This is a genomic window from Actinoplanes oblitus (assembly GCF_030252345.1).
Lineage (GTDB): Bacteria > Actinomycetota > Actinomycetes > Mycobacteriales > Micromonosporaceae > Actinoplanes > Actinoplanes oblitus.
On the sequence record NZ_CP126980.1, the window covers coordinates 4410015 to 4426664 of the forward strand.

At 69.5% G+C, this 16650-nt stretch carries 13 protein-coding genes; 4 read left to right on the forward strand and 9 right to left on the reverse strand.

Translation table 11 applies throughout. From position 1 onward, the window contains the following. Positions 1 to 11: 11 nt before the first annotated feature. Positions 12 to 851, reverse strand: coding sequence for a transporter substrate-binding domain-containing protein (locus tag Actob_RS19765; RefSeq protein ID WP_284921768.1), 840 nt, complete (start codon positions 849 to 851; stop codon positions 12 to 14). Positions 852 to 940: 89 nt separating this feature from the next. On the opposite strand from Actob_RS19765, the gene Actob_RS19770 reads away from it, so the two are divergent. Further along, positions 941 to 2515, forward strand: a complete 1575-nt coding sequence (locus Actob_RS19770) for a methyl-accepting chemotaxis protein (protein ID WP_284921769.1) — start codon at positions 941 to 943, stop codon at positions 2513 to 2515. 33 nt (positions 2516 to 2548) lie between these two features. On the opposite strand, the gene Actob_RS19775 is transcribed toward Actob_RS19770, so the two are convergent. Then, positions 2549 to 3445, reverse strand: coding sequence for a tachylectin-related carbohydrate-binding protein (locus Actob_RS19775; RefSeq protein WP_284921770.1), 897 nt, complete (start codon positions 3443 to 3445; stop codon positions 2549 to 2551). Between the two features lie 208 nt (positions 3446 to 3653). On the opposite strand from Actob_RS19775, the gene Actob_RS19780 reads away from it, so the two are divergent. Beyond that, the gene (locus tag Actob_RS19780) at positions 3654 to 4046 is read left to right on the forward strand and encodes a hypothetical protein (RefSeq protein ID WP_284921771.1); all 393 of its coding nucleotides are present in this window, start codon (positions 3654 to 3656) and stop codon (positions 4044 to 4046) included. Here the strand turns inward: Actob_RS19780 and Actob_RS19785 are convergent, their stop codons facing one another. Beyond that, entirely contained in the window at positions 4047 to 4991 is a 945-nt protein-coding gene (locus Actob_RS19785; RefSeq protein ID WP_284921772.1) for an alpha/beta fold hydrolase, read from the reverse strand. Positions 4992 to 5054: 63 nt separating this feature from the next. On the opposite strand from Actob_RS19785, the gene Actob_RS19790 reads away from it, so the two are divergent. Next, positions 5055 to 6008 carry a helix-turn-helix transcriptional regulator gene (locus tag Actob_RS19790; RefSeq protein WP_284921773.1) on the forward strand — a complete coding sequence of 318 codons (954 nt, stop codon included), beginning with the start codon at positions 5055 to 5057 and terminating at the stop codon, positions 6006 to 6008. A gap of 64 nt (positions 6009 to 6072) precedes the next feature. Here Actob_RS19790 and Actob_RS19795 read toward each other — a convergent pair whose 3' ends face one another. The 4 genes from Actob_RS19795 to Actob_RS19810 form a co-directional block, all read right to left on the reverse strand. After that, positions 6073 to 7449 (reverse strand): extracellular catalytic domain type 1 short-chain-length polyhydroxyalkanoate depolymerase, encoded by a 1377-nt coding sequence (locus Actob_RS19795; protein WP_284921774.1) that lies wholly within the window; start codon positions 7447 to 7449, stop codon positions 6073 to 6075. Between the two features lie 35 nt (positions 7450 to 7484). Beyond that, complete coding sequence (locus Actob_RS19800; protein ID WP_284922352.1) at positions 7485 to 9815, reverse strand: endo-1,4-beta-xylanase; 2331 nt, start codon at positions 9813 to 9815, stop codon at positions 7485 to 7487. A gap of 543 nt (positions 9816 to 10358) precedes the next feature. Continuing rightward, on the reverse strand, positions 10359 to 11558 hold the full coding sequence (locus tag Actob_RS19805) for a cellulose binding domain-containing protein (protein WP_284921775.1): 1200 nt from the start codon (positions 11556 to 11558) through the stop codon (positions 10359 to 10361). After that, positions 11555 to 12637 (reverse strand): sialidase family protein, encoded by a 1083-nt coding sequence (locus Actob_RS19810; RefSeq protein WP_407653676.1) that lies wholly within the window; start codon positions 12635 to 12637, stop codon positions 11555 to 11557. Before Actob_RS19810 ends, Actob_RS19805 begins: the two co-directional genes overlap by 4 nt. A 453-nt stretch (positions 12638 to 13090) precedes the next feature. Between Actob_RS19810 and Actob_RS19815 the strand changes: the two genes are divergently transcribed. Next, positions 13091 to 14047, forward strand: a complete 957-nt coding sequence (locus Actob_RS19815; protein ID WP_284921777.1) for a PaaX family transcriptional regulator — start codon at positions 13091 to 13093, stop codon at positions 14045 to 14047. Positions 14048 to 14758: 711 nt separating this feature from the next. Here Actob_RS19815 and Actob_RS19820 read toward each other — a convergent pair. Further along, entirely contained in the window at positions 14759 to 15775 is a 1017-nt protein-coding gene (locus Actob_RS19820) for an LLM class flavin-dependent oxidoreductase (RefSeq protein WP_284921778.1), read from the reverse strand. 149 nt (positions 15776 to 15924) lie between these two features. Next, positions 15925 to 16632 (reverse strand): class I SAM-dependent DNA methyltransferase, encoded by a 708-nt coding sequence (locus Actob_RS19825; protein WP_284921779.1) that lies wholly within the window; start codon positions 16630 to 16632, stop codon positions 15925 to 15927. Positions 16633 to 16650: the final 18 nt, after the last annotated feature.

Below are 16650 nucleotides of genomic sequence, written 5' to 3' on the forward strand. Positions count from 1 at the left end.
CCGCCTGACGCTCAGGCGCCGCCGTTGATCGCGCCGGTGCGCAGGGCGCCCTCGGTGACCTTCCACTTGGCCAGCAGGGCGTCGTACGAGCCGTCGTCGATCAGCGAGTACAGCGCCGTCTGCAGCGCGGTGGTCAGGGCCTTGCGGTCCTTGGCGACGCCGATGCCGTACGGAATGGCCTCGATCTGTGGCCCGGACAACTCCAGCCCGGCGTTGCGCTGGACGTCCAGGGCGGCGATCGGGAAGTCGTTGAGTGCGGCGTCGGCGCTGCGCCGTGCCACCGCGACCGACGGTGTGGCGGTGCGGACCAGGGTCAGCTTCTTCCGGCACTTCGCGGCCTGCGCGCCGGCCATGTCGACGTAGACGGTGTCAGGCTGCACGGCCACCCGGCGCCCGCAGAGTCCCGGCATGCCGCCGATGTCACCGGTGCCTTTGCCCACGACGATCGAGGTGCCGGCGTTCAGGTAGTTGACGAAGTCGGCCTTCTTCTGCCGTTCCGCCCTGTCGAACATCGACGAGACCGACACGTCGATCTTGTGCTGCTCGACGTTGTCCAGCAGGTCGCCGAAGCTGACCGTCTGCCAGGCGACCTTCAGGCCGAGCCGGGCGGCCATCGCCTCGACGAGCTGGACGTCCAGGCCGGTGTAGGTGCCGCCCTGCTGAAAGGTCATCGGCTCGAACGTGGGGTCGGTGCCGCCGACCAGCCGGCCCGACTGCTTGATGTCGGCGGGCAGCGCGGCGCGGGCCTCGGCCAGGCGGTCCACCGTCGTGGTGCCGGCATCGGATCCGCAGCCGGCGATGCCGGCGGTGAGCAGCAGCCCGGCCAGCAAGGGAAGGATGCGTCGTCCCATGCCCCTCTGTTCGGGCGGATGCCGGGCGGGCTGAGGCGAATCGGCACAAACACGAACTCTGCTTATTAATCTGACGGCGGGAGGTCAGCGTGACACTCACGATCCGGCGCCAGGTGGCGGCGCTCGCCGTCGCCGGTTTCCTGCTGGTCATGACGGCGAGCGCGATCGGCTACATCGGTACGTACGCCCTCGCCGCCCAGCAGGCCACCGCGCGCAACGCCGCCGTCGCCCTGCAGGCGGCTCAGTCGGCAGACATCGCCCGCGTGCTGTTCCGCGGCAACGTGCTGGCGGCACTGGTCACCAACGACGCCACCGAACGGCAGGAGGTTCTCGACAAGCTCGGCGAGAACGTCCACCAGGCCCGTACCGGGGTGGACGACGCCATCCGTCACCTGCCGGCGATCCGGTCCCGGGCCGACGCGGTGCTGCCGGTGCTCAACGACCTGATCGCCTCCGGGCAGCGCATCGTCACCCTGGCCAGCCGGGTGGCCTCGGACCCGAAGCGGACCGCGGCACTCGCGGCCCGCGGCGACTACGACGCCGTCGACGCGAAAGCCGCGCAGGCCATCGGTGCCCTGCAGGCCGCGATCAACGAGCGGGTCAAGGAGGCCTACGACAGCGCCACCTCGGAGGCCCGCTTCGCCAAGACCCTGGCGCTGGTGACCGGCCTGCTCGCGGCGCTCGTGCTGGGCGGCGCCGCGATGCTGCTGGCCCGCCGGATCGCCCGCCGGGTGGACAAGTGCCTGACGGCGGCCCGCGCGGTCGCCGACTACGACCTGACCGTCGACGCCCGGCTGCCCGGCAGCGACGAACTGTCCCAGCTCGGCGAGAGCCTCGACACCATCGTCGTCTCGCTGCGCGCCGCCGTCTCGGAGATCAACGGGAACGCCGCCTCGGTGGCCGCCGCCTCCGAGGAGCTGTCGGCGACGAGCCGGCACCTGTCCGAGGGCGCCGGCACCGCGTCGGCCGAGGCCGCCGAGGCCAACCAGGAGATCGACCAGGTGACCGCCGGCGTGGGCGGGACCACCAGCGCCGCGCACGACCTCGACTCCTCGATCCAGGAGATCACGTCGGCGGTGGCCGAGGCCGGCTCGGTGGCCCGCGAGGCGGTCGGCCTGGCCTCGGACGCGAACGGCATGATCGAGCGGCTGCGCAGCTCCAGCGACGAGGTGTCGGCCGTCGTCAGCATCATCACCTCGATCGCGGAGCAGACCAACCTGCTGGCCCTCAACGCCACCATCGAGGCCGCCCGGGCCGGCGAGCACGGCAAGGGCTTCGCCGTGGTGGCCGGCGAGGTCAAGGACCTGTCGCAGGAGACGGCGTCGGCGACCGGCGACATCTCCGCCAAGGTCACCGCCATGCAGGCCGACACCACCACCGCCTTCGAGGCGATCCAGCGGATCGGTCAGGTCATCTCCCGCATCGACGAACTCCAGCACTCGATCTCCACGGCGGTGCAGGCCCAGACCGGCGCCACCAGCCAGATCGTCGCGAACGTCGAGGTGGCGCAGCGCTCCGCGCAGGCCGTCGCCGGTTCCATCAGCCGGGTGACCGGCACGACCACGCTCACCCACGAGGCGGCCAACCAGACCGAGGCGGCAGCGGTGGAACTCAGCCACCTGTCCCACCAGCTCAGAACCGTCTCCGACCGGTTCCGCCTGTGACGGTCGGCCGGGGCCGGGCACCCCGGCCGGCTCTCACATCCAGCCGGGGCCGAGGATCCGGCCGCCACCGGTCGGGTACTGCCAGGTCGGCTCGCCGACCCAGTAGTTCAGCTCCTTGTTCCAGCGCAGGTCGCCGTTCCGGTCGATCATGTAGAGGCCGCCGGCGCCCGCCGACTGCACCGTCTGGTAGCCGTACGTCCCGCCGAGCCAGCCGGTACCCACCACGGTTCCGCCTTGCCAGCCCGTGATGTCGCCGTTTGTCGGGCCGCTGTACCTGTACCAGTACAGATCGCCGTTCGGCTTGACTCCCCAGAACACGTTGAGGGTGTCCGCCGTGACATAGGTGAAGTCCCAGCCGACGCCGATCCTCGTCCCGCTGTCCCGCGACCATTGCCCGCCCTCCCCGGGCAGGCCCTCATAAATGTGGCGGTAGAGGGTGCCGGCGGTGTCGATGGTGTAGAAGTAGGTTCCGCCGCTGTTGGCGTTGCCCTGGTTGGTGCCGCCACCGAAGAAGAGCCGGGTGTTGGCCCAACTGCCGGTCCGCGGCGCCGTCCAGACGGGCGCGCCGTCGTTGCGCCACCGGTTCTCGCCCTGGCTCCAGTAGTAGGCGTAGACGCCGTCCGAGGCCAGCCCGATGTAGAGGTTGTCGTAGCTGCCGTACATGCCCGATGTGGCGATCAGGCCGTACCTGTTCCACCCGCTTCCGCGCGGCTGCGGACCGATGATCGACGGGCCGCCGTACTGCCATTCGTTGTGGTAATACATCAGCATCTCGCCGGCCGGCGTGATCAGGCTCAGATTGCCGGTCTGCCCGCTGAGAAACAGATTTTTGGTACGCGCTGCCGCCGCCGGTGTCGCCGTGGCCAGCGACCCCAGGCCCGTGGCGACGGCCGCGCCGGCGGTCGCCCCCAGCAGGCGTCTCCTGGTCATCCCCCGCATGTTTACCGCCCCCGTTCTTCTCGGCATGCCGTCGTCGCCGGTCCCGGCGCGCTGACATTCATCAATGATGGCCAAGGCCGGTGCGGACGTCGTTGTCATCGCGCGCACGGTGGTTGCCACAGCGCGCAGGCCCGGCCCACGCTCGGCCGGGAACAAGGGCCGCCCGGCCGGCGCTGCACTCTTCGTGATCAACAGTGCGGTGCGGCTTGCCGCACCATCAACCGCGCACCCGCGGCCGGACCCGGCCATCCCGATGTACGTGCTGGCCACCGGCACCGGCCTGCCGATCGCCGCCGAGCTGCTGCTGCCGGAGGCGTGGGCGATGGCGCGCAGTCGTACCGAAGGCGTCTTCCCGCCCCTGGAACCGGTGGCCACGGTCCGGGCCGCCAGGTGGACCGCGCGACAGCGGCAGTACCTCGAGCAGACGGCCGCCGCGGCGATCGCCGGCACGCCGGAGCGGGTGGAGCGCCGGCTCGCTGAGCTGCTGGAGCGCACCGGTGCCGCCGAACTGGTCGCCGCGGGCAGCACCTTCGACCGGGACGCCCTGCGCGCCTCGGACGCGGCGCTGGCCGCGATGTTTCACCAGGCCTGATCAGGTACAGGGGGCATCGCGCCGGGCCAGCCACTTCAGAATCGCCTCGGTCGTCTCCGCCGGCTTTTCCTGCTGGATCCAATGACCGCAGTCCAGACTGAGCACTTCCACATTCGGCACGAACTCCGTCAGTCGTTCAGCCCTCGCGACCGTGTCGCGGTCGCCGTAGATCATGAGGGCGGGCTGTCGGATGATCGGGTCCACGTCCGCCAGCAGGCGCCAGTTGCGGTCCAGGTTTCGGTACCAGTTGATGCCACCGGTGAACCCTGTCGAGGCGAAGGCCGAGACGAAGACGGCCAGTTCGCTGTCACTCATGACGGACTCACCGAGTGGGGTTTCCGCTCTGGCGAGGTTGATCAACGCATTGCCCGGCTGAGGCTCTGCGAGGGGCACGTTCTTCCGGTACAGGTTCCGAAGGAATCGGACCGTGTTCTCCTCGAACACGGCGTCCGCGACGCCCGGCTGCCGGTTGAAGTGGACGAAGTAGAAGTCGGCGCCGAGCACGGCCTCCATGAACTCGATCCACGGAATTTCTCCGCGCTCTTGGTAGGGCACGCTCAGCGCCACCACGCCGTTGACCCGGTCCGGGTGCAGCAGGGTCAGGCCCCAGACGACGAACGCGCCCCAGTCGTGGCCGACAAAGGTGGCGTCCTCGTAGCCGTAGTGATCGAGGAGGGCGACGAGGTCGCCCGACAGGTGTGCGATGTCGTAGTCGGTGACTTCGGCCGGACGCGACGAGTTGCCGTAACCCCGCTGATTCGGGACGATGACGTGGTATCCCGCCGCGGCCAGGGCCGGCACCTGATGGCGCCAGGAAAAGGCGTGCTCGGGCCAGCCGTGACAGAGCACGATGGGGTTCCCGGCGTTCTGCCGGCCGGCTTCGAAGACTTCGAGTTCCACACCGTTGACCGAAATGCGGGTGGGCTCGGGAAAATCGGTGGTCATGCCGGCATCCTGCCGACCGATACCGGTCACCTGCTGTCCGGTTTTCGCGGAAGTGTTGTCCGGGTGCGAGCCGACCGGTTGATGGCCATTCTTCTTCTACTGCAACACCGCGAGCAGGTGACCGCGGCGGAGGTCGCCCGGGAGTTGGAGATCTCCGAGCGCACCGCCCGCCGCGACCTCGACGCCCTGGGCATGGCCGGAGTGCCGGTGTACTCCGTGCGGGGCCGCAGCGGCGGCTGGCGCCTCGTGGGCGGCGCCCGCACCGACCTTTCCGGGTTGACCGCGAGTGAGGCCCGCGCCCTGTTTCTGGTCGCCGGACCGGCCTTGTCGGTGACGTCGATCGGGAAGGCGGCGCTGCGCAAGCTCGTCCATGCCTTGCCGGAGCCGTTCCGGGTGCCGGCCACGGCGGCGGCGTCGTCGCTCGTCGTGGACCCGGAACGATGGGGGTGGAGCCGGGTCGAGTGCCGACCGCCTCGCTTCCTCGACGAGCTCCAGGACGCGGTGATCCGCGGCGTCCAGGTCCGGCTCGGCTATGTCGACCGGGAACGCCGCGAAACCGAGCGAACCGTCCACCCGCTGGGCATCGTCGCCAAAGGCCCGGCGCGGTATCTCGTCGCCAGTACCGAGGCCGGTCGGCGGACCTTCCGGATTGACCGTGTGTCGTCCGTCGACGCGACCGGCGATCCCGTGCACCGGCCCGATGACTTCGATCTTGCCGAGAGCTGGCGCGCGATGGCGGACGAGGTCGAACGCCAGCGAACACCCCTCGAGGTCCGGGCAGTGTGCGCGCCCTACGGGATAGGCGTGCTCCGGATGGGGTTCGGTGATCGGCTCGAGGTGGGAGGTGCCACGACCGACGGCCGCATCGAGGTCGTGATCCGCGGCAACGACGAATACATACTCGCCGGCGAACTCGCCGGGCTGGTCGCCTGGGTCGAGGTGACCGGCCCTCCGGGTGTGCGGGACCACCTCGCCTCGATCGGCAACGCGCTCGTCGAGCGATACGGCTCAGACTAGCTTTCCCGCCGCCGCCGTCGTCGCGCCCGGGGCGCGACGACGGCGGGACCGATGACGGCCGGGCCTACGACGAGCCACCCAGGGGTACGAGCTTGAACTGCTGGTTGGGCTGCCCGTTGCAGTCGTAGATCTGGACCTGCTGCCCGTTGCCGGTGCCCCAGACGTCCACGCAGCGGCCGGACTGGACGCCGGTGACGGTGCCGTTGGCGTTGACGTTCCACTGCTGGTTGCTCTGGCCGTTACAGGAGTAGATCTGCACCGCAGACCCGTTGCCGGACCCGGCGGCGTCCAGGCACATGCTGCCGTACACCTGGAGCTGCTTGCTTGCCGTGTACGTCCACTGCTGGTTGGCCTGGCCGTGGCAGTCGTAGAGCTGCACCCGCGTCCCGTTGGTGCGCGCCGCACCGGGCACGTCGACGCACCGGCCGGACTGGGTCCCCACGATCTCGTTCGCGCCCCCCGGGGGCGGGGGTGATGACGACGGGCTTGACGACGGCGGGGTCGACGGCTGGTCGAGTCCGAGGAAGGAGATCGCGTACGCGATCTGACCGCTCATCGGAAGCTGGTGGCCGGCACCGGAGATGCTGATCCCCTCGACGGTCGCCCGGGTGCCGGTGTCACCGTAGCGGGTCCGGGTCCAGGTGGACTGCGGGTGGTCGGTGTACGCCGGCGTCTGCGACAGGCCGTGCAGGTTGGTCCACTGCTTGATCTCCTCGCCGAAGTTGGGATAGGCGAGCGTGGTGTCGGTGGTGCCGTGCCACAACTGCATGCGCGGGTAGGCGCCGGTGTAGCCCGGGTACATGGCCCGGGCGGTGTCGCCCCACTGCTGGGCCGTCCGGATGACGTTGCCGCCGGAGCACTGGCTGTTCCACATCGACCCGTCGCTGGTGGCGAAACAGCCGGCCGGTACGCCGGAGAAGGCCGACCCGGCGCTGAACACGTCCGGGTACTCGGCGGCCAGGACGTTGGTCATCATGGCGCCGGAGGAGAACCCGGACACCACGATGCGGGAGGAGTCGATGCTCGGGTAGTGCGAGCGGGCGTAGCCGACCATCGACATGATGCCGGTGGAGTCGCTGCCGCCGTTGCGCCGGAGCCCGGCGGCGGTCGACACGTCGAAGCAGCCGCCGCTGCGGGTGGCCTCGGGCAGCACCATGATGTAGCCGTAGCGGTCGGCGGCGGTGACGTAATCGTGGCCGTTGCCGTTGAAGACCGCGCTTGCCGAACCGCTGCAGTAGTGCACCAGCACCAGCAGCGCCGGCCGGGGAGCGAGGTTGGCCGGCACGTAGATGTACATGTTGAGGTTGGTCGGGTTGGTGCCGAAGTTGGTCACCCGGGTCAGGCTCGCCGCCATCGCCGGGGAACCGGTCATCAGGATCGCGGCGAGGCCGGCGACCAGCGCCGTGCCGGCCGCGAGCAGGGCATACAAGAGGCGTTTCATCAGACCTTCTTTTCGACGACGGGATGCCGGCTCGGTCAGCTCAGGCTGAACCGCTGGTTGGCCTGGCCGCTGCAGTCCCAGAGCTGGATCTGCTGGCCGTTGCCGGTGCCCCACACATCGAGGCAGCGGCCTGACTGGACTCCAGTGATGGTCCCGTCGGCGTTGACGTTCCACTGCTGGTTGGCCTGGCCGTTACAGCTGTAGATCTGGACCGCCGACCCGTTGCCGGAGCCGGCCGCGTCCAGGCACACGTCGCCGTACACCGTCAGTTGCTTGCTCGAGGTGTAGGTCCACTGCTGGTTGGCCTGGCCGTTGCAGTCGTAGAGCTGCACCCGGGTGCCGTTGTTGCGGGTGGCGTTGGGCACGTCGACGCACCGGCCCGACTGAGACCCGAGGATCCGCCGCGGCGACGGCACGGGCGGCGAGCTGGACGGCGGGACGGACGGGCTCGAAGGCGTCGAACCGCCGCTCGGGATGGTCGAACACTTGACGTTCGACCGGACGATGCCGGTGGTGTCCTTGATGCTCGGGCAGAGGAACTGGGTGTAGCGGGTGTCGTTGTCGACGAAGATCTTCAGCCATTCGATCTGACTGCGCAGCTCGATGTCGTTGGGCCGGGTGAAGTAGAGGTGGTCGGCGTTGGCGAGCTGGATGTACGCGCCGGGCGTCGCCGCCGGGAGGGTCGGGTAGAGGCCGTCGAGGTAGGACGGCGTGACAGTGGTGTCGTTGATCCCGCCGATGATCATCGTCGGCACGTTGTCCGAGGCCAGGTTGCCCGACGGCTTGAACGGCGCGAGGCCGATGGCGGCCTTCAGCGACGGGCGCTGGGTGGCGGCGTACAGGGCACCGCCGCCGCCCATCGAGTGGCCGATGACCGACAGCCGGTTGCGGTCGACCCGGTCACGTACCGCGCTGGAGTTGGTCAGGTAGTCCAGGGCGGCGAGCAGCTGGGTGCCGCGGGCGGCGTCGTAGTCGTTGCGGCTGTTGGTCTCGACGCCGATGACGACGAACCCGAAGGACGCCAGCCGCGGACCCATCCAGGCTTCCTCATTGGCGAACAGGGCGGTGTAGCCGGGCACGATGGCGACCGCGCCGTACGTGTGACTGGTGTCGGTGGGGTAGTAGATGAAGCCGCCGTTGAAGCCGTTGCCGGGCGGCACCGTGATCTGGGCGGTGGCGAACGGCCCGTACTGTGCGGCGACGCTCGCCACGGTGGGATCCGGTCCCCGCTGGTAGGGGTTGTCATCGGTGGGGGTGCTGGGGCTCGGGGAATTCGGCACGCTGGGCGAAACCGGCACGCTCGGGGATGCCGGGGTGCTCGGCTCGGCGGCGTTGAGGGCGTTGAGCACCGAGGTGTACGCGGCCTTCTTGTTGCCGCCGCCGTCGAACAGCAGCGGGCTCTCGCTGGAGCGCCAGGAGTCGCTGTCGCGTACGCCCCAGACCGTGATGCCGACGCACCTCGGCACGTTGACGCAGGCCTGGGTCAGGCCGGCGTACTGCGAGGTGGACGCGTTGGTGACGTCGGCCTCGGTCAGGGCCACGTCGACGCCGAGGTCGGCGAAGCTGGCGAGGGTCTGCTGGAAGTTGCCGGGCAGCGAGCTGCCGCCGGTGAAGTGGGTCTGCAGGCCGACGCAGTCGATCGGGACGCCGCGGGACTTGAAGTCCCGGATCATGTTGTAGACGCCCTGCGTCTTCGCGTACGCCCAGTTCTCGATGTTGTAGTCGTTGTAGCAGAGCTTGACCGACGGGTCGGCGGCCCGCGCGGTGCGGAACGCGACCTCGATCCAGTCGTTGCCGGTGGCCTGCAGGTTGGAGCTCCGGCGGCTGCCGTTCTCGGCGAAGGCCTCGTTGACCACGTCCCAGTAGGCGAGCTTGCCCTTGTAGTGCGCCATCACGCCGTTGATGTGGTCGATCATCGCCTGGCGCAGGGTGCTGCCGCTGATACCGCCCCACCAGCTCGGCTGCTGCGCGTGCCAGGCCAGGGTGTGCCCACGGACCCTCATGCCGCGCTGGGTCGCCCAGTTGTAGATCTGGTCACCGGCACTGAAGTTGAACTGGCCCCGCTGCGGCTCGGTGGCGTCCGGCTTCATCTCGTTCTCGGCCGTGACCATGGTGAACTCACGCCCGGCGATCGAGGTGTAGGTCGAATCGCTGAGCCGGCCGGCCGCGATGGCCGTACCGAAGTAGCGGCCGGACTGCGCGGCCGCGGCGCCGAGCGTGTTCGCCGCCGCGCTCGCGTCCGGGACCATCGCGATCATGCCGAGCGCGACGGCGGCCGCCGTGACCGTGGCTCCGACCACGGTCCGTATTCCCACCGACCGTCTGCGCCGCGTACCGCCGAGGTGGACTGAGGGGCTGTCCGCCACCATGGCCTCTCCCTTCTCGAACCCGCGCCCGGGTCGCGGTCACGAGGGCACACCGGCAGGCGGAGACCACCCGTACGCCGAGGGGGATGCCGATGCGACAACGACCGGAGCCATTCATGGATTCATCTCGATATCGATGGATGCTAGGCACAGGCCTCACCCGTGAACAATAGTTTTCGGAAATGCTTCGTAAGTTTCTCTCGGCAAGGTAGGCCCCTCTGCGGAAGGTCTGAGCCGCTAGGCGGCCAACACCCGGAAAAGGGACAGGAAGAATCTGCGACGGCACCGCCACCGGCCCATATCGCAGGTTCTGAAATATTCCGGAAATCTTCCGGGAAAACTTGTTATGGCCTTACCGGGTGATCGGTCGCGCAGGAGCCGCAGGAGGAGCCGAAAGCCCCGCCCCGGGCCACCGCGGAGTGCTGACGGGTTTGCGGGCGAACACGAACGCTTTCGCCACGCTCATGACGGTGGATCCGTAATCGGCGCACAGACCAAGCACATCTCCCATCGCCGGAGCGCACGTTCTCCGCCGCCGGTCGGTCAACCCGCCGAACAGGTGGCGCTTGCTCCGGTGCCTGTGCCGGTGCCCTGGAATCCGAAGCTGGCGGTCTGACCCGGGGCCAGCTGGCCGTTGTACGACTGGTTCGCCATGGTGACCGTCCCGGTAGTGCCGGTGTTGACGGCGTTCCAGACCGAAGTGATGGTGGCGCCGCCGGGCAGGGCGAGGGTGACCCGCCACCCGTTGAGCGCGGCGCTTCCCGCGGTGACTACGACTCCGGCGACGAATCCCCCGTTCCACTGGTTCTGCAGCGTGTAGGTCGCCGTGCAGCCGGGAGTGCCGGACGGTGCGGGCGACGGTGAGGACGGCGTGACCGGCGGTGTGCTCGGTGGGGTGCCGTCGCCGAGCGTCAGGTTCTTCTGCCGTACCTGCCACTGGCTGTGGCACAGGCCGCAGTCGGAGCCGACGAAGTTGGCGCCGGCGGTGAGATCGCCCTTCAGCCGCCACTTGAGGTACAACACCGCCACGCGGCCGAACTCGCCGCCGTTGGTCTGGTCATACGTGCCGCCGTGCCCGACGTTCAGGTTGCCCATGAAGGCGGGTAGCGTGGCCGGCAGCTTGCCCCAGTCGTCGATGGCGTTCGGGTACGCGATGTCGCCGGGTCCACCGATGAAGTAGGCGATCGGCTTGGTCAGCCTGGTGAGCTGATAGTCGTCGCCGTCGTTCAGCAATCCGCTGCTGAAGATCAGCGTTGTGGTGATCCGCGAGTCGTTGGAGACGGCGTACGCCTCCAGGCCTCCGCACGACCAGCCACCGACCGCGACCTTGCTGGTGTCCAGCCGGCCGTAGTACTTGCTGCTCGGCTGGGCGTTCTGGGCGACGGCCCAGTCGATGGACTGGGTGAGCATCGAGGACGTGGTGGACCCGGAGCCGTTGGGCGCTCCGTTGGCGACGACCAGGAAGCCGTACGAGGAGATTTCTCGCAGGAAGTTGATCTGCGCGGTGCCGTTGGCGGCGCAACCTCCGTTGCCCCACACGACAATGGGCATGTGCTCGGACGGTAGGGTCGACGGCCGGTAGATGGTGTGATTGGCCAGGCTCGCCGAGGTCTCGTAGTCGGCGGGGTACGGCCCGGAGCCGCCGGCCGCCGCATCAGCCGGTGGTGCACCGACGGTGAGCACCGCGACCGCCGAGACGATCACGGCTGCCAGTCCGGTACCGACCTTGGTTCTTGTTCTCATCTGGGACTCCGCCCGGTCAGTGGGACCACGCCGGCCTGGATCGGACCGTTCTCGGCGTAATCCGGACCGGTGATGATGAACAGAAGACCGGGTTGCCGCCGGGAATCCGGGCACGCGAGCGGGATCGTTTGCCGGCTGTAGCCGCTGGGAATCGCCGAGGGCACCCGCGTCCATCTGCCGGGATCACCCAGGTGACGATTGACGAAGAGGTCTTGGTCGCCGTTCGCCGTCACCACGATCGTCCCGTTCGGTCCGCCGGAGTCCGACCACGACACGGTCGGCGCGGCTGACGGGACGTAGCCGTCCTGGTCGCGCAGCACGATGTCACGGGCCGGTCCGAACGACTCCGGATCCCTCGCCAGCTTGTAGTGGACGGCGTAGAAATTGTCGCCGGCCTCGTGGGTCAGGATCCACAGGCGCTCGTGTATCCGGGCGACGGTGGTCATGCCGGGCCGCTGGTCGTAGTCGGTACCCACGGCGTCGTCGACGACCGGTCCCCAGGTACGCAGATTCCGGCTGCTCTGGTGTGCCAGCTTCTGCCCGTACCGGGGGTCTCGCTGATCGGAGTAGTAACAGATGAGCCGGTCTTTGTGCAGCAGGAGGAACGGCTCCCACACCGGCGTGTTGCCGTTCTCCGGGATCGGCGCGCCGCCCTCCGCGACCGTGCTCAGGAACGTCCACGTGACGCCGCGGTCGCGGCTCGCGTACAGCTGGATCGTTGTGCTGGTGAAGTTCCCGAGCGCGTTGCCGGCAAACAACAGCGTGCCCTTGGGGAAGCCGGCGAAGGCGCGCGGCAGCTCGTACAGGAACGGCTGCAGCCAGACGCCCGACGTGTCGCCGGTGCTCGGCACGTTGCTCAGCGGATACCAGGTGCGGCCGTCGTCGTCGCTCCGATGGATGGCGAATCCCGGCGCCCCGAACTGCTGGAACGTCGCCAGCCAGGACCGGGAATTGCCGAGTCGTACGGCTCGGGCGTACGCCGCTCCGGATCCCGGATCGGCAACCACCACCGGTCCGAACGGCGTCGCGCCATGCGGCTTTCCCGGACCGCCCGGCGTCGCGAGCGCCGGTTCCGCCACGCCCAGAGTCAGCCCGGCCAGCGCGACGGCCCCGGTGCGCAGAAATGCTCGACGCGACCGGGCAATGGCGTCGTCCGACGCGCTCCCGAGCGGATCGTGGTGGCCGGGCTCGTGGGGATGACGTGGAGCTTCGTTCATCGATGCTTCCTCCTCCGGGGCGAGTCGGCAGTTGCCAGGAGCCATCGAGCCGCCCGCGGGCGAGACGAGGCGTCCGACGATCGGTGCCGCGCGATGTGCCCGAGCCGCCGGTGAGCAACTGTTGGCAGAGTCGACGAGCATCGATGTGTGTCAAACATGTTGCCCCTGGGACACGCTACTGTCAAACGTCGGCTCAGGTGGCACGGCGGTGCGCCCGCGGACGCGGCGGAACAGCGGGTGGAATGGATACTCGTGATCGGCGTCGCGTCGACCACGCGCCGCCGATCACCTCCCACTCGACGCCGGAGCAGCTAAGTGGTCAGCCCGTACGACATCGAGGACATCTTTCCCAACGACCCGGCGAGCGTGCGCCTGCCGCGCCAACAGGCCGGCAGTACCGCACAGAATCTGGCCGTGACGCTCCTGGCCGACTACACCCTGAGTACACGGGCCTGGCTGCCGTCGGCGTCGATCGTCGCGCTGCTGGAGGAGGCGGGGGTCGGAAGCGGCGCTGCCCGTACCGCCATCAGCAGGCTGTTCCGGGCCGGGATACTGGAAAGTTCCCGGGACGGCCGCTACAGCTCCTACCGCCTCACGACGGCTGCCGCCGCCAATCTGAGCGCGGGCGGCGCCTGGATCGCCCGATTCGCCAACCGGGTGGAGCCCTGGGACGGTTACTGGACCCTCGTGTCCTTCTCGTTCCCTCAGGATGAGCGCGGCCGGCGACGAACTCTCCGGGGGCAACTGAGATGGCTGGGGTTCGCGCCCCTGTACGACGCCCTCTGGGTCTCTCCCGACGCACCGAACCCGGTAGTCAAGGAACGACTGACGACCACCACCCTGGGCACCATGACCATGTTCCGGGCGCGGCAGGTGGACCTGGCCACCCCGGCCAGCCGCAACCCGATCGACGCCTGGGACGTCGCCGCGATCGCGAGGCGCTACCACACCTTCATCCGCCATTGGGAGCCGATGCTGCCCCGCATCCGCGCCGGAGAGGTCTCCGGTGCCGCCGCCGTGCAAGCCCGTACCGAGATCATGGATGCCTACCGGCAGTTCCCCATCGTCGATCCCGAGCTGCCGATCGAGCTGATGCCCGCGAACTGGCCGCGGGCGCAGGCCCGGGAGCTGTTCGTCACGGTCTACGACAGGCTCGCCGCGCCCGCCCAGGACCATGTGCGCACCCTGGTGACCCGGTTCAGCGACGTGCCCAGCAGCGAGATCCGAGCCCACAGCACGGCGGAGATGGCCGAAGCGGCGGATGCCTCGTGAGGCGGCATCGTTGCGCGTGCACCGACGCCTCGCCGGCGGGTTCGGCAATGGTCCAGCAGTTCTTCACCGGCAGCGGTGCCAGGAGCCCGGCCACGAGGTCACGGACGCATCCTCCGGCGATCAGGTCCGCCACCGGCTCTCCCGAGCGGGTGATCGGCAGATCAACCGGGTCCCGCACATCATGGCGACCGTCCAGCTGCGCAATCCCGCCGAAGGCCGCGCCTACCTCGACCGCGGGAAAGCAACCGGCAAGACGTCGATGGAAGCGATGCGGGCGCTGAAACGGCGACTGTCCGATACCGCCAGATGGTCGACGACGCCACCACGGCGATGGCGACGGGTTCGGGAGGACACCGGGGAACGTCAACGAACTCCAGCGTGACCGGCTCTCATCCCCACACCGGCTCTTCGGAGAAATCACTTCCCGAACCCGCCGACAACAACCCTACAACGTCGATGCAGACCACGTCTTGACACAGAGGAGCCAGATCAGCGCATCCGTAGGCTCCGCCTCCGGTCTGGTCGGCGGTGACGGAGCGTCATCCGGTGAGGATGGGGCGCCCCTCACACCTATCGACGCTCGTTGCGGCGGTCGTGACGGACAAGGTGGAAGCGATCGATGCGCTGGCGGGGTTCCGTGAGGAGCAGCAGCCGGGGCAGCACCCACTGCCCCCGCCCGCCACCGCCATCAGGACGGTCGACCGGGGCTGATCAGACGCGCGCGCCCAGCACCGCGCCGGCGGTCAGCCGCACCGACTCCACCCGGTCCTCGATGAGTGTCGACTGGTGGGCCAGGATCAGCTCGTCGGCCCGCGCCTCCTCGGCGAACGCCGTGAGGTACGCCGCGACCTCGTCCGGGGTGCCCACCGCCGCGTAGGTCAGCATCGAGGCGAGCTGCCGGCCGTTCGGCGTGGTCAGGAACTCGTCGATCTCCTCGTCCGAGTAGTCGGCCGGGCCGGTGGAGCGGGTGATCAGACCGCGCACGATGGTGCGGCGGGTGGTCTCGAACTGCTGCCGCGCGGACTCGGTGGAGGCGGCGGCGACCACGTTCACCCCGGCGATCACGTACGGCTCGGCGAGCTGCGCCGACGGCCGGAACTCGGCGCGATAGGCCGCGACCGCCTGGTGCAGCAGGCCGGGGGAGAAGTGCGAGGCGAACGCGTAGGGCAGGCCGTACGCGGCGGCGAGCCGGGCACCGAACATCGACGAGCCGAGAATGTACAGCGGCACGTACGTCCCGGCGCCGGGTGTGGCCCGGACACCGGCGACCCGCGACTCCTCGCCCAGGTAGCCCTGCAGCTCCAGGACGTCCTGCGGGAAGCTCTCGGCGGACATCGGGTCGCGGCGCATCGCCCGCATCGTCACCTGGTCGCTGCCGGGCGCGCGGCCCAGGCCCAGGTCGATGCGCCCGGGGTAGAGCGAGGCCAGGGTGCCGAACTGCTCGGCGATCGTCAGCGGGGCGTGGTTGGGCAGCATGATGCCGCCCGCGCCGAGGCGGATCGTCGAGGTCTGGCCGGCGATGTGGCCGATCAGCAGGCTCGTGGCGCTGGACGCGATCCGGGCCATGTTGTGGTGCTCGGCGTACCAGACCCGCTCGTAGCCGTACTTCTCGGCCGCACGCGCCAGGGCGACGGAGTTCTCGAAGGCCTGCGCCACGGTGCCGCCGGGCGCGATCGGCGCGAGGTCCAGGATCGAGAGGCGCGGCTCGGCCGAAAAGGTGCTCGTCATGGGACCTACCAACATCGGGTTCCGCCGGATCGTTCCCGCCGGTGCGGCAGGCCACATCTAGTCAGCTAGGTTCCTAGGATGCTCTAGCGGGTGTGACGGCCGCTGCGACGGCGCCGGGGAGTCACCGGGGACGAGCTGCCAGAGCGGTTTCAGCGACGGGCGAGGAGCAGCCAGTAGTGCAGGTTGTCGCCCGGACTCCGATGCTCGGTGGCCAGCTCGACCGTCTCCACGTCGAAACCGGCGGCCCGCAGATCGCGCCGCACCGCGTGCGGCGGGGTGGTCCGGTAGTACATGACGAAGGGCGGGGCCACCACCGTGTTGCGGACGACCATGGCCAGGTCCAGCCCGAGCGTCGCCCAGTAGACGCTGCCGGCCCGGGACGGCAGGTCGCCGATCGCGACGGCGAAGAGGCCGCCGGGGCGCAGCGCGCGGTGCACCCCGGCGAACAGCGCCGGCCGTTCCGAGGGCAGGAAGTGCCCGAGCGCACCGAAGGTCACCGCGAGGTCGAAGCCGCCGGCGAAGGGCAGGGCCCGGGCGTCGGCGCGCACCAGCGCGGCCTCCGGCACCGCGGCGCGCGCCTGGCGGAGCATGCCCGCGCTGAAGTCGACGCCGGTGATGCGCTCCCGGCACAGCCGCCGCAGCACGGTCAGCCCGGCGCCGGTTCCGCAGCAGACGTCCAGGCCGCTGCGGAACGGGCCGGCCGCCGACAGCTCCCGGACGGTCGCGTCGAGAATGCCGCGCGGGGTGCGGAACGGCGTGTGGTCGAACTTCTCCGCCAGCCGGTCGTAGCCGCGTTCGACCGAGGACAGCGCCTGGACGCACAGCTCGCGCAGCGACGGCCCGTGAGGAGAGAACATCCGGCCGAGCGTACCTTC

Coding starts and splice junctions, on each gene's coding strand:
- Actob_RS19795 (WP_284921774.1), bottom strand. CDS start 7,449: ATGAAACGCCTCTTGTATGCCCTGCTCGCGGCCGGCACGGCGCTGGTC.
- Actob_RS19785 (WP_284921772.1), bottom strand. CDS start 4,991: ATGACCACCGATTTTCCCGAGCCCACCCGCATTTCGGTCAACGGTGTG.
- Actob_RS19775 (WP_284921770.1), bottom strand. CDS start 3,445: ATGACCAGGAGACGCCTGCTGGGGGCGACCGCCGGCGCGGCCGTCGCC.
- Actob_RS19820 (WP_284921778.1), bottom strand. CDS start 15,775: ATGACGAGCACCTTTTCGGCCGAGCCGCGCCTCTCGATCCTGGACCTC.
- Actob_RS19765 (WP_284921768.1), bottom strand. CDS start 851: ATGGGACGACGCATCCTTCCCTTGCTGGCCGGGCTGCTGCTCACCGCC.
- Actob_RS19805 (WP_284921775.1), bottom strand. CDS start 11,558: ATGAGAACAAGAACCAAGGTCGGTACCGGACTGGCAGCCGTGATCGTC.
- Actob_RS19825 (WP_284921779.1), bottom strand. CDS start 16,632: ATGTTCTCTCCTCACGGGCCGTCGCTGCGCGAGCTGTGCGTCCAGGCG.